12 protein-coding genes and 2 tRNA genes are annotated in these 12,585 nt (G+C 38.9%); 8 read left to right on the top strand and 6 right to left on the bottom strand.

The window, feature by feature from the left end; translation table 11 throughout:
* Positions 1 to 2: 2 nt before the first annotated feature.
* A complete protein-coding gene (locus KIV10_RS03550; protein ID WP_214112098.1) occupies positions 3 to 227 on the bottom strand; it encodes a FeoA family protein in 225 nt (74 codons plus the stop codon).
* Positions 228 to 324: 97 nt separating this feature from the next.
* A complete protein-coding gene (locus KIV10_RS03545; protein ID WP_214112097.1) occupies positions 325 to 990 on the bottom strand; it encodes an SCO family protein in 666 nt (221 codons plus the stop codon).
* A 257-nt stretch (positions 991 to 1,247) separates the two neighbouring features.
* Between KIV10_RS03545 and rseP the strand changes: the two genes are divergently transcribed.
* The 5 genes from rseP (at position 1,248) to KIV10_RS03520 (ending at position 4,391) form a co-directional block, all read left to right on the top strand.
* Complete coding sequence (gene rseP, locus KIV10_RS03540; protein WP_214112096.1) at positions 1,248 to 2,567, top strand: RIP metalloprotease RseP; 1,320 nt, start codon at positions 1,248 to 1,250, stop codon at positions 2,565 to 2,567.
* A gap of 192 nt (positions 2,568 to 2,759) precedes the next feature.
* The gene (locus tag KIV10_RS03535) at positions 2,760 to 3,335 is read left to right on the top strand and encodes an RNA polymerase sigma factor (RefSeq protein ID WP_214112095.1); all 576 of its coding nucleotides are present in this window, start codon (positions 2,760 to 2,762) and stop codon (positions 3,333 to 3,335) included.
* Complete coding sequence (locus KIV10_RS03530) at positions 3,322 to 4,056, top strand: hypothetical protein (protein WP_214112094.1); 735 nt, start codon at positions 3,322 to 3,324, stop codon at positions 4,054 to 4,056. The genes KIV10_RS03535 and KIV10_RS03530 overlap by 14 nt, the downstream gene beginning before the upstream one ends.
* A gap of 152 nt (positions 4,057 to 4,208) precedes the next feature.
* Positions 4,209 to 4,282, top strand: a tRNA-Asn gene (locus KIV10_RS03525).
* 37 nt (positions 4,283 to 4,319) lie between these two features.
* Positions 4,320 to 4,391: transfer RNA gene (locus tag KIV10_RS03520), tRNA-Arg, on the top strand.
* Here KIV10_RS03520 and KIV10_RS03515 read toward each other — a convergent pair.
* A complete protein-coding gene (locus tag KIV10_RS03515; RefSeq protein ID WP_214112093.1) occupies positions 4,389 to 4,538 on the bottom strand; it encodes a hypothetical protein in 150 nt (49 codons plus the stop codon). The genes KIV10_RS03520 and KIV10_RS03515 overlap by 3 nt on opposite strands.
* 97 nt (positions 4,539 to 4,635) lie before the next feature.
* Here KIV10_RS03515 and KIV10_RS03510 point away from each other — a divergent pair, with 97 nt between their 5' ends.
* On the top strand, positions 4,636 to 5,517 hold the full coding sequence (locus tag KIV10_RS03510) for a hypothetical protein (protein WP_214112092.1): 882 nt from the start codon (positions 4,636 to 4,638) through the stop codon (positions 5,515 to 5,517).
* Positions 5,518 to 5,531: 14 nt separating this feature from the next.
* Here the strand turns inward: KIV10_RS03510 and KIV10_RS03505 are convergent, their stop codons facing one another.
* A complete protein-coding gene (locus KIV10_RS03505) occupies positions 5,532 to 6,467 on the bottom strand; it encodes an NAD-dependent epimerase/dehydratase family protein (protein WP_214112091.1) in 936 nt (311 codons plus the stop codon).
* A 113-nt stretch (positions 6,468 to 6,580) separates the two neighbouring features.
* Between KIV10_RS03505 and KIV10_RS03500 the strand changes: the two genes are divergently transcribed.
* Positions 6,581 to 7,165, top strand: a complete 585-nt coding sequence (locus KIV10_RS03500) for a hypothetical protein (protein ID WP_214112090.1) — start codon at positions 6,581 to 6,583, stop codon at positions 7,163 to 7,165.
* 76 nt (positions 7,166 to 7,241) lie between these two features.
* On the top strand, positions 7,242 to 9,308 hold the full coding sequence (locus tag KIV10_RS03495; RefSeq protein WP_214112089.1) for a M13 family metallopeptidase: 2,067 nt from the start codon (positions 7,242 to 7,244) through the stop codon (positions 9,306 to 9,308).
* 53 nt (positions 9,309 to 9,361) lie between these two features.
* On the opposite strand, the gene KIV10_RS03490 is transcribed toward KIV10_RS03495, so the two are convergent.
* Complete coding sequence (locus KIV10_RS03490) at positions 9,362 to 10,171, bottom strand: SDR family oxidoreductase (protein WP_214112088.1); 810 nt, start codon at positions 10,169 to 10,171, stop codon at positions 9,362 to 9,364.
* Positions 10,168 to 12,513, bottom strand: a complete 2,346-nt coding sequence (locus tag KIV10_RS03485) for a M28 family peptidase (RefSeq protein ID WP_214112087.1) — start codon at positions 12,511 to 12,513, stop codon at positions 10,168 to 10,170. The genes KIV10_RS03490 and KIV10_RS03485 overlap by 4 nt, the downstream gene beginning before the upstream one ends.
* Positions 12,514 to 12,585 lie beyond the last annotated feature (72 nt).

Below are 12,585 nucleotides of genomic sequence, written 5' to 3'. Positions count from 1 at the left end.
TGTTAAATCAATTCAATTTCAATCTTACTCGCGGTTTCCCGGCGTATGGCGAGGTGGCTCCCATTGATGTTTAGATACAGTGGATCCTGAAAAGGCGCGGTCTGGACCAAATGGACTTCGTTTCCGGGAAGACAGCCCATTTCCAAAAGTTTTAAGGGCACTACATCCACGGAAAATTCCTTGATGATGGCGCGCTGGCCTTTTTTGAGGGACGCAATGGTAAGCATTCTGAGGAAATTATTTAGATTGATTTTAAACAAGCAAAAGTAACTGAAAAAAAGGACGTAGAAAAAGGCAAGGCAGTTTTTTTGAGGATTACTGGAATCAATCCTCCCGCTTTAGAATTTTTAAATCCTCCAATAGTTTTTCAATTTCCTCTGGGTTTGTGCCGTCGTAAAATCCGCGTATTCGTTTTTTCTTATCTACGAGCACAAAATTTTCGGTATGTATTAAATCGTATGGATTGTATTGTGCGTCTTTGGCGACCAAGTATGATTTTCGTGCCAAATTGTAAATTTCCTTTTTATCGCCGGTCACCAAATTCCATTTTTTATCGTTCACCCCTTTTTCCAGCGCGTACCTTTTTAATTGCGCCACGGTATCAATTTCTGGTGTTACGGTATGTGAGAGCAGCAGCACCTCATCATCATTTTCTATTTTTTGCTGAATTTTAGCCATGTGATCTGTCATAATTGGGCAAATACTCTGGCAGGTTGTGAAGAAAAAGTCCGCCACATAAATCTTTCCCTCATAATCCTTTTGGGTAATGGTTTTACCATTTTGGTTTGTAAGCGAAAAATCGGCAATGGTGTGGTATTTTTTTACGTATTGAATGGTGGTATCAACAAGTTCCGTGGCAACATCGGCCGGCTGGAAGATTTTTAACACCGGCTTCGGTTTCATTATGGAGTAGATGATGGAAATAATAATAACGGAAAGAATGAGAAGGACAATTCCGAAGAATTTATATTTTCTGAAAAACGTGAGCATTTTCAACTATTTAGGCGATGAAGCTATATATTTTGGCAAAAATACGCCCTAATTTTTTCACATTAAATTTCTGAATCATAAAATACCGAGTAAACGCTTTGGCTTATTTTTTTTGCACGTTGTAAAAGATTACTTTTGTGCCTTCATTTTTACGGCTTCAGAAAATGATTGAAGCGTACGTTTTTATGGACTCGTTTTTGGTAACGTATTGCTTACAATTGAGTCTGATATTTTATAAAGAATATATTTAGATACCTATGAGTCCATTCGCTGTTAAAGCTATTCAGCTTATTTTAAGCTTGTCCATATTAATTGTCCTTCACGAGTTGGGGCATTTTATTCCCGCAAAACTTTTTAAGACCCGGGTCGAGAAATTCTATCTTTTTTTTGATGTCAAATTTTCACTTTTCAAAAAGAAAATAGGCGAAACCGTTTATGGTATAGGTTGGTTGCCGCTTGGTGGTTATGTGAAAATTTCTGGGATGATTGACGAGAGCATGGACAAGGAGCAAATGGCCCAACCGCCACAGCCGTGGGAATTCCGCAGCAAACCAGCTTGGCAACGATTGATAATTATGCTTGGCGGTGTTACGGTAAATATTATCGTGGGATTTGTTATTTATATGGGAATTTTATATTTCTACGGCCGCGATATAACAACGAATGATGACCTTCCAAAAGGTTTTGCGGTGGCTGAACAATTCAAGAAATATGGTTTTCAAGATGGCGACCATGTTTTAAAGGTGAATGGTGAAGAACTCACCAATGTGATGGATGTAAACAAATATCTTTTTTTAAGGGATGTTGAAAATATTGAAGTACGGCATGCTGATGGAAGTACCGAAACTATTGCTGTGCCTGAAGATGCCGGAACCCAAATGTTCAAAAACGATGTGTTGCGCCCTTTTGAGCCTATGAGATTGGCGGTAATGGACACCCTCTTCCCCGATTATCCGGCCGCAAAGGCAGGATTTAAGGTGGGCGACAAAATAGTGGAGGTAAACGGCCAACCAATAGACCACTATAACCAAATTGACACCTATGTAAATAAGGATGCTGAAAACACTTTTGTAGTCTCTAGAAATAATCAATTGGAAACCATTCAGGTGAAGCCAAATGAAGAAGGGAAATTTGGTTTTATGTCCTTCGGGAAGGAATTGAAATTGGGCGAGACAAAAGTAGAATATTCGTTGGGTGAAAGCATTGCCGGTGGCATAGGGTACGGGACCAATATTTTGGTGGACTATGTTAAACAGTTTAAATATGTTTTCACGAAAAAAGGCGCAACCCAGGTTGGCGGTTTTGGCGCCATTGGCAATTTGTTCCCCGATGCTTGGGACTGGGGCCGTTTTTGGGAAACCACTGCACTCATTTCAATCATTTTGGCCTTTATGAACATTCTTCCCATCCCAGCGCTGGATGGCGGGCACGTTATGTTTCTGCTGTATGAAATAGTGACTGGCAGAAAACCGAACGATAAATTTATGGAATATGCGCAAATGGTAGGTTTCTTCATATTGATTGCCCTTGTTTTGTTCGCAAACGGAAATGATATTTACCGTTGGTTATTCGGATAAAAATTTCTTTGTATTATAAAAAAGCCCCGGAATATTCCGGGGTTTTTTTATTGATGACATTTCATTCCTATTTTCGATTCTATTTTAGAGGATTGAAAATTTATTAGAAAAAAATATTGGTACTATTAAATTTTTGGAATGCACACGGGATAAATTGTATCTTTCTGTTCTGTTTAAAAAATTTCACAGGAATTGAAAATTTCCCGAACACAAGACCAATCAAACCAAATTGTTGCGCTAATTATACAGAATGACAGCGCTACACTTAAAAAAGTGTACACAACCAATTTTTCAAAAGTAAAAACCTATATCCTCAAAAATAACGGAAGTATTGCCGAGGCAAAGGACATTTACCAAGAGGCGTTTGTGGCGATGTGGAAAAATGTAAAGGCAAACAAATTTACCGCGGAAAGTCCAACAGCGATAAATGGCTATCTTTTTCAGATTGCCAAAAACAAATGGCTGGACCATTTACGTTCGGCGGCCTATAAAAACAAGACGTTCATCAATAGGGAAATTGAATTCTATGAGCCGGAAACCGAAGAGATCCGAATCAAAAATAAACAAATTGAAAAAATTCTTGAAGCCATTTCGCATTTGGGTGAAAAATGCCAATTGATTTTAAAACTATTTTATTTTGAAAAGAAATCCTTTAAAATTATTGCCGAAATTCTTTCAATAGATGAAGCTTCCGCAAAAAATGCAAAATATCGTTGCCTAGAGCAACTTAGAAAAAAAACAGAGTCCACCCCAAATGGAAACCGATAAAAACAAACACAGAGCGCAGCTTATTCAAGATCAAATTGATCAATATCTGCGCGGAGAATTGCCAGCAAACCAGCTTGATGCGTTCGAGAAAAGATTGGAGAGCGATACTATTTTGAAAGCGGCGGTTGAAGAACAGAAAGCTATTACAGATGGCGCGGAGGAATATTTTTTGCGTGATTCTCTTGACGTTTTCCATCGTGAAATGTATACGGAAAATTCAACAAAAAATCGCTCGTTTTGGTTTGCCGCAGCGGCTGCCATCCTTGTAATTATTGGAGTCACAAGTTGGGCGCTTTTTTTTCAAAATGAAACACCACAGTCCGTATTTGCTGAAAATTTTAGACCGGACCCTGGCCTACCCACTACAATGGGCCCTTCAGAAGATTATGTTTTCTATGAAGGAATGGTAGATTACAAAAGAAAAAAATATGATGAGGCTTTAGAAAAATGGCAACCGCTTCTTCAAAAAAATAAAGAAAGTGATACTTTGAATTATTTTGTAGGCGTGGCGTATCTGGCAAAGGGTAACTCGAGCCAAGCATCTGGTTTCTTGGAAAATGTAACCATTAAAAAAAACAGCATCTTCAACGACGATGCCCGATACTATTTGGCTTTGAGTAAAATTAACGATGGAAAAATAAGCGAGGCAAAGACAATTTTGGAACACATAAATACTTCGGAAAGTGTTTCGTTGCTACAACGATTGAAAGATTTGGAATAAGCATTGGCAGAAAAGATTTCAAAATTTTCAGAAAGTTCTATTTTTTATTTTGATGGAATTAAAAAATAGGTATATTTGCAACCGCTAAATGAGAAAAGCCATATATTTAGCATTACAAACAGCCTTCGGGATGGTGTAATAAAAAGAAATATTCCTCCTTAGCTCAGTTGGTTAGAGCATCTGACTGTTAATCAGAGGGTCCTTGGTTCGAGCCCAAGAGGAGGAGCAAAAATCCCAACATTTCTGTTGGGATTTTTTGTTTGGGCCTCATAGTTCAATGGATAGAATAGAAGTTTCCTAAACTTTAGATCCAAGTTCGATTCTTGGTGAGGCTACAAAATTCCATAGACCCAGATCCCACGTTCCCCCGAAGCCTCAGGGCTGGTGAGGCTACAAAGTCCCATAGACCCAGATTCCACCTTCCCCCTAAGCCTCGCGGTTGGTGAGGCTACAATAAATTCATCGCAATTGTGTGAACCCAAAATCCAATCTTTCGCTTTTTATAAAAATTTTAAGTAAAGAAACGTATATTTTCCTTTATTTTATCCATCTTTTCAACTTAAAATAGTTTAACTAATAATGAAAGAAAACGGGATAGCAGCGGCAATAATTGTGGGAGTCTTGGCATTTGTAGGGGTAATGTGGTATATGTTTGAAAACCCCGCGCTAAATCCCCGACTAGAAGAAGTAAGCTACGTAATTAGCAGAAAGTGGAATATGCCGGTGCCGCTAGATGAAATCTCCGGAATTTCAGTTGTTGATGAGAACAATATTGCCTGCGTTCAGGATGAGGAGGGAATTATCTTTATATATAATCTCTCAACCTCTTTGGTTGAAAAGCAGATAAATTTCGGAAAGCCTGGCGATTACGAAGCATTGTCCATTGTAGACAGTACGGCCTATGTGCTACGAAGCGATGGTGTTCTTTTTGAAGTTGCCAATTATCTAAATCCAAATTTCAGCGTAACACAACATAAGACTGCTTTTACCGGAAAAAATAATATGGAATCATTGACGCTGGACAAGAAAAACAATAGGCTTCTTTTGATTACAAAGAACAAAGGTCCCGAAGATGACGGCCATAAAGGCATCTATGCTTTTAATCTGGAAAATAAAGCCGTAGAAACCAACCCCATAATTCGTATTTCATTAAATGACCCAATATTTCAAAGTAAGGATGCGGACGATGACGATGAAATTGACCCTTCCTTTTATCCTTCAGATATTGCTGTACACCCTACCACAAACAATATCTACATTTTGCAAAGCAATCCCGCCAGACTCTTGATTACAGATGCTACTGGAAAACCTATAGAATTGCATCCGCTGGATGCTGAAGCCTTTCCGCAACCAGAAGGTATTGACTTTGGTGCCGAGGGAGCTATTTTTATTTCAAACGAAGGTAAAAATGGCACTGCAACTATCCTCGAAGTTGAATTTGAAGAGGAAAAGAACGAATAAAAAAATTTATTCGACTATAAATTATCGAGCATTGTTTTGGTCATTTCATCCAGTGTAAATTCACTTTTCCAACCCCAATCTCTTTGCGCTTCGCTGTCATCAATACTTTGTGGCCAACTATCTGCTATTGCCTGCCGAAAATCCGGCTCATAGCTTATTTGGAATTCAGGTATATGTTTTTTTATACTTTCGGCAATTTCCTCAGGGTTGAAACTCATAGAGGCAAGATTGTATGAGCATCTTATTTTGATATTTTCTTTTGGCGCATCCATAATCCCAACGGTCGCTTTAATGGCATCGTCCATAAACATCATAGGAAGCGTGGTTTCACTATTCAGAAAACAAATATATTTTTTGTGTTTAAGCGCTTTATGATAAATATCCACGGCATAATCTGTTGTACCACCGCCGGGCAATGTTTTGTAACTAATCAATCCCGGATAACGTATACTGCGCACGTCCACACCGTATCGATTATAATAATATTCGCACCAGCGCTCTCCTGTTTGTTTGCTGATTCCATAAACGGTTGTTGGCTCCATCACTGTGCGCTGGGGCGTATCGGTTTTGGGGGTTGATGGACCAAATACCGCGATGCTGGAAGGCCAAAAAACCTTATCTACTTTTTTGTCCTTTGCTAAATTGAGCACGTGAAAAAGGGAATCCATATTTAGGTTCCATCCTTTCATTGGGAATTTCTCAGCGGTTGCGGATAGCATGGCGGCCATTAAATATACATCGGTTATCTCATGGCGAATTACCACCTCTTCAACCGCATCGTAATCCATTGCGTCCAATACCTCAAAAGGTCCGGATTGCATCATAGCAGCATCTCCTTCACGAATATCGCTTGCTATAACCTTGTGATTTCCGTGAATACTTCTTAAATACGCCGTTAACTCCGTGCCTATCTGTCCGCAAGCTCCAATGATGAGAATTCTCTTTTTCATAATAATTTTTGAAATAATCGAGTGTAAATATAGCCATTCCAAAGGCTTTTTCACATCAAAAAATAATGTACCATATTCTTTATATCAAGTATATTTGTGCTCTTATATTAAATATGAAGTTTTTATTTCCACTATTCCTTTGTTTATTTCTGCTTTATTCCTGCAGAAACAACAGCCAGCAAACCTTGCCCGAGGATACATCACCAGATTTTTCCATTGTTTTTGGTGAAAAAAACTTTTCCCTGCCCCAACTCTCTGCCCCAGCGCGGGAGGAAATGCTGAAATGGGGAGGACTTGAAGACCTGCTTGCGGAAGCAAATAATGTAAACGGCAGTAATTTTGAAGCGCTGAAAAATCGTTCTGAAAGGTTGCAGGAATATGCAGATTCGGTAATAAAAATGATTCCGGATACGTTAAACACTAATTTTATACAAAGTAGGCTAAAAGTAATAAAAACACGTACCAGCCTGTTATACCAAGTCGCGCATGAGTCCAGAATAGATTCGGCGCAGGTGCAAAATTCCATTTTGGAATTCAATACTTCGGTAGAAAATTTCGTCATTCAGTTGAATGAAAAATTCCGAAAGCAAATGATAGATTATGAACGAAGGGAAGATGAGGAAAATGAACTAAAAAAACAGAAGCAATTTTCGGATTCCATTTACAGACTTGAGCTTCAGGATAATAAAAACAGATGATTTGTAACTTTTTAGATTTTTCACAACTAATATACAATTGAACATTACCCAAATAGATAAAATGAAATATAATCCAATGAAAAACAATTTTCTAAAACCAATGCTTGCAACGGCTGCGCTTGCTGTTTCAGTTATGGCCTGCAAGGAAAAAACCGAAGTTGCAAAAGCGGATACCGAACCACACGGAATTATTTTGGCAAATATGGACACCACCGTAAGCCCAAAAGTAGATTTCTACAATTACGTAAACGGAAACTGGATGAAGAATAATGAAATTCCAGACGATCAGACCAGCTGGGGTGGATTTACAATTCTACGCAAACAAACCGCGGCCAATGTGCTGGATATTCTTGACCGCGCAAAAAAGAGCGATAAATACGGAGAAAATACAGACCAAGCAAAAGCAATAATGATCTACGAATCTGAGCTTGATACCGTTGCCAGAGAAAAAGCAGGAATTGCACCGCTACAGCCTGAGCTTGACAAAATTGCTTCCATTAAAACCGCGGCAGATTTGCAAAAGGTAATTTCTGAAAATTCAGTAACCATTTCACAGCCATTCTTTGGGCTCTTCGCAACTTCAAATCCCAATGACAGCTCAATGAATTCGGCTTATCTTGCACCGGGCGGACTTGGATTGCCGGACCGTGATTTTTACACAAATACAGATCCTGCCTCTGTAAAAATTCGTGAGCAGTATGTAGACCATATTACACGAATGCTTCAGTTTTTGGGAGATTCGGAAGAATCTGCACGTACCCAGGCAAAAACAATTTTGGATTTTGAAACCAAGCTTGCTACCCCCCGACTGGATAAAGTTGCTAGCCGTGATTTCAGAAATTTCAATAATCCAAGAACGCTTGCCGAGGTTCAAAAAATGGTTCCTGCCTTCCAGTGGGAACAGGTTTTGAAAAATCTTGACATCAAAAAAATTCCGGATACCATTTTTGTAATGCAGCCAAAGTATATGGAGACGGTTCAGAATATTTTAGCTAAGAATGATGTGGAAACCTGGAAAACAGTGCTTCGCTGGTCTACACTAAATGATGCCGCCGGCATGCTCACTCCAGAAATGGAAAAAGCGAACTGGGATTTTTACAGCGCAACGTTGAATGGTTCCAAAAAACAGAAGCCTGCAGATGAGCGCGCGCTGGAAACCGTGAACGGAAGTGTGGGCGAAGCGCTTGGAAAACTGTATGTTGATGAAATGTTTCCTCCGGAAGCAAAAGAAAAGGCTGAAAAAATGATTGCAAACGTAATTGCAGCCTATAAAGACAGAATTCAAGCACTGGACTGGATGACTGATAGTACCAAAACGAAAGCTATCGAAAAGCTGGATAAATTCACCGTTAAAATTGGTTACCCAGACAAATGGAAAGATTACAGCGCTATGGAAGTAAAACCAGGAAATACTTTCTACGACAATATGGTTGCTGTTCAAAAATGGAACAAAAAGGATAATCTTGACAGAATTGATGAGCCCGTGGACCGCACCGAATGGGGAATGAGCCCGCAAACGGTAAATGCATATTTCAATCCGTTCAACAATGAAATTGTTTTCCCAGCTGCAATTCTTCAGCCACCGTTTTATGATTACAAAGCAGATGAAGCTGTAAATTATGGCGGAATGGGAGCCGTGATAGGTCACGAAATATCGCACGCGTTTGATGACAGCGGCGCCCGTTTTGATGCCAATGGAAATCTAGTAAACTGGTGGACCGAAAAAGACCTTGAAAATTTCACCGCCCGTGGAAATAAATTGGCAGACCAATACAGCAATGTTGCCGTTTTGGACAGCGTTTATATCAATGGAAAATTTACCTTGGGTGAAAACATTGGTGACCTTGGCGGCGTTCTTGCAGCTTACGATGGTTTGCAACGTTTTTACAAAGAAAATGGAAGACCTGAAAACATTGACGGGTTCACTCCAGAGCAACGTTTCTTTATGAGTTGGGCAACCGTTTGGAGAACCAAAGCCCGCGAAGAAGCCTTGCGCAACCAGGTAAAAACGGATCCACATTCGCCGGGCCGCTATAGAGCAACGCAACCATTACAAAATGTGGATGCTTTTTACGAAGCCTTTGATATAAAAGAAGGAGACCCAATGTATTTGGCTCCCGAAGATCGCGTGCGCATTTGGTAATTTAATAAAATTATTGATTGAAAAAGGAGCCTTTATTGGGCTCCTTTTTTTATTTAAACAAGAGTACTTGTAAATTGATATTTTAAAATTTCTTGCAGGTTTTCCGAATCCACTTGCTTAAAAGTTTCACCTTCGTTGGCTTCGGAAAAAGTGGGAGGTTCCAGGCCCAACGCTTTCGCTCTCATTATATAATAGTCTGATTTTTTGGGATGTTGTGGATTTACGGCATTAAAGACATAACCGAATGATTCCCTTTTCAAAATCTCTTCAATAATGGCGATGCAATCCTTTCTATGAATCAAATTTACCGGGGCATTTCCATCATTTAAATCTTTTCTTCCTGCCAGAAACCTTGCAGGTTCCCGGCTCCCACCGTACAAACCACCGAAACGCACTATGGCAGTTTCAATTTTTTTTGAATCAGCAAATAAATTTTGCGCTTCCAATAATTGTTGGCCGGCATTGGTTTCCGGTTTCGGCGCATCATTTTCGGTAACTTTCCCCTGTGCATCGCCATAAACGGAAGTACTGCTTATAAAAATTACTTTTTTTTCTTCGGAAGCCTCGATTACTTTTAGCAAGTGTTTCATTTTCAATACATAATTTGCTCCCGTGTTTTTCCGAAGTCCCGGTGGAACCATAATAATTAGGCAATCCGTATTTTTCATGAGGACTTTTATTTCACCTGAAATTCCATTTTCAGAGATTTCAAGCTTGAAGGCATTGATTCCATTTTGTTGGAGCGTTTTGGCTTTTTCCAAGGTGGTGACAGAACCTATTACGATGTAACCGATTGTGGAAAGACGCACTGCCAAGGGCTGGCCGAGCCATCCCAAGCCTACAATAGCAATATTTTTGATCATTGGGTTGAAAGAATTTCAGATAAAATAAATATGGAATCCCTTTTCTTTTTTTGAAGCGTATCCGGCGTAAAACTTCGTTTTGCAATTACGGCATCTGTCACCACAAAAGGCTTTGGCATCATACTTTTTGGTCTTTTGGGGATTGAGAAATTTCTGTTTTTTAATAAATCGAATGAGGATTCAAAAACTGTGAATGCCACGGGAATATCTTTAGAAATGCTATAATTAATATGAAGCGAATCGCTATCTGAAATATAGTAGCGAAGCAATAAATTAGATTCCCGTTTGCTGAATTCGGCTTGTTTTCCATTAAACTCCAAGTTTTTGAATTCTATATTTTTCGGCACATAGAGTTCTATTTGGTTGCTATTCTTCTTTGGAAAAATTGTGAAAGCAGCGTATTTATTCGCTGTGCCTACAGAGTCCTTTTCTAAAATAATTTCGAAATGTTCCAGATTCTTAAAAGGTGCCGGAGCGGCAAAGGTATATCCAGAATTATATTTGCTCGTGGAAAAATTCTTGATAAATTTAGTTGCATCCTCCGGATTTTCACCCAAATAATTTTGAGTCCAACTGTCCAGAATCCCATCATACGTAAGCCAATAACTTTGATTGGAATCCTTATCCTCAAAATAGTTTAAACTGTTCGGCTTTTGTCTATTTTCAGAAAAATCACTTGTTATATGGGCTTTAATTAGAAAACCAACAGCAGAAAGAAAACAAAGAGCTGCGAGGGTGTTTTTCCATTTATAAAATCCGAAGACCGGTAGTAAAAGTCCAAATAAGAGCACGGTAAAAACAGAACTTATTACCACCATTGAAGAGCCTAGACCCACCGGAAAAAACTGAATAAGTGGAGAAAAGAGAAAAATTGCCGGAATTGCCAAAAAAACCATTACAAATAGATTTGGCTTTTCTTGGCGTATCAATAGAAATAATGCAATCAGCGAAAAAAACACGGGAATGATAAAAAAAGCTGCGCCTTTCAATTTCCAAAATACCAGCGCGTTTATAATTAACCAAAAGGTTACGGGGGCCACTAACAAGCTAGCAATCTGATCCCTTCTTCCGTAATTTTTATATAATGCGAATAAAATGGAAATAGAAAAGAGCACGAAAAAAGCGACGTAACTATGACCATTGTATTTGAAGCCGTGTAAAATTTCGTTATAATGCGGATAAATATTCAATAAAAGTTTCCATCCAAAAAATCCCAGTGACCCACACAAAAGCAAGGCACCCAAAAAAGTAGCAAATCCTTTTCCTACAATTTTAAGATCCAGCTTTCTTTTGAAGAAGCCATAAAAAATGAGAAAAAGAAAAATTATGATCGCGATGATAAGCATTGGTAAAATCCACGAAAATGGATAACTGATCATTTTAACGAGAGGAAAATTGACGTAAACATCATCTTCCGCAGATTTTAATTGGGAGAGATCTGCATTGGAAAAATATTTTAAAAGAGGCAATAAATAACTCCCTTGATGTTGTAATGTATTAATATCAAGATTTTCGACCGTGTCATTTGCGGTATGATAATCAAAATGATCATCAATAAAAGCAAAAAAGAAACCGTCAACATCTGCTTCTTCCCTCAAAACTGTGCTATCGGTGTCATTCGGGAGCATTTTATAAACGCTATACATCAAAGAAGACGCAACCGGAAAATCTGGATTTGCTTCTATGAAAGCGTTGATTAAATTTTTATTTCCACCATTCGTTTCCAAAATCATATTACTGGGACCGCCACTTCCGCGTGCTTCAAAATTCAATGCCAGTCCCACATTTTTTGCCCAGCGATGTTCCGTTACAAAAAGATAGGCGCCGTCCAAACCTATTTCCTCTGCATCGGTAAACAGAATGATAATATCATTAATAGGTTTATTGCCTCCCGCCAAATATGCCCGCAAGCTTTCAAGAATAGTAACAATACCGCTTCCCGCATCACTCGCACCATAGGAAGGGGTTAGCGCACTATCGTAATGTGATAGCAGAAGAAGGGATTTTCCTGTACCGCTCCCTTTTATTCTGGCAATAATATTTTTTGGCTTATCCAGGCTGCGAGACTTATTGTTAAGTACAAAATCTTCTTGGATCTCTACTTCCAATCCCATTTTCTCAAATTCTGAAACCAAAAATTGACGAACCCCTTCGTGTGCCTCCGTACCTATATAGTGTTGCGCGGATGAAATGGTTTGCAATGGTACCAAAGCACGTTCCGTTGAAAATTCGGTACTAGGCGTAGCAGCATCACTGCCGTTATTTGGCATAAGGCAGAAAAAACTCAAATAAACCAGTGCAACGATTATAACTGCTGAAAGAATTGCGCTAAAAAATTTCATCCTACGTTTTAAGTTTTAAAAATACGAATTATATAATCTCAATATTTCATAATATAGAAATCAGTCATTTTG

Source organism: Aequorivita echinoideorum (genome assembly GCF_018476645.1).
In the GTDB taxonomy this organism is placed as follows: domain Bacteria; phylum Bacteroidota; class Bacteroidia; order Flavobacteriales; family Flavobacteriaceae; genus Aequorivita; species Aequorivita echinoideorum.
This window is presented reverse-complemented; position numbering and strand designations above follow the sequence as displayed.

Excerpts from the sequence above, each read along its gene's own strand:
- KIV10_RS03550 (WP_214112098.1), bottom strand. The coding sequence starts at position 227 with ATGCTTACCATTGCGTCCCTCAAAAAAGGCCAGCGCGCCATCATCAAG.
- KIV10_RS03545 (WP_214112097.1), bottom strand. The coding sequence starts at position 990 with ATGCTCACGTTTTTCAGAAAATATAAATTCTTCGGAATTGTCCTTCTC.
- rseP (WP_214112096.1), top strand. The coding sequence starts at position 1,248 with ATGAGTCCATTCGCTGTTAAAGCTATTCAGCTTATTTTAAGCTTGTCC.
- KIV10_RS03530 (WP_214112094.1), top strand. The coding sequence starts at position 3,322 with ATGGAAACCGATAAAAACAAACACAGAGCGCAGCTTATTCAAGATCAA.
- KIV10_RS03510 (WP_214112092.1), top strand. The coding sequence starts at position 4,636 with ATGAAAGAAAACGGGATAGCAGCGGCAATAATTGTGGGAGTCTTGGCA.
- KIV10_RS03505 (WP_214112091.1), bottom strand. The coding sequence starts at position 6,467 with ATGAAAAAGAGAATTCTCATCATTGGAGCTTGCGGACAGATAGGCACG.
- KIV10_RS03500 (WP_214112090.1), top strand. The coding sequence starts at position 6,581 with ATGAAGTTTTTATTTCCACTATTCCTTTGTTTATTTCTGCTTTATTCC.
- KIV10_RS03495 (WP_214112089.1), top strand. The coding sequence starts at position 7,242 with ATGAAAAACAATTTTCTAAAACCAATGCTTGCAACGGCTGCGCTTGCT.
- KIV10_RS03490 (WP_214112088.1), bottom strand. The coding sequence starts at position 10,171 with ATGATCAAAAATATTGCTATTGTAGGCTTGGGATGGCTCGGCCAGCCC.
- KIV10_RS03485 (WP_214112087.1), bottom strand. The coding sequence starts at position 12,513 with ATGAAATTTTTTAGCGCAATTCTTTCAGCAGTTATAATCGTTGCACTG.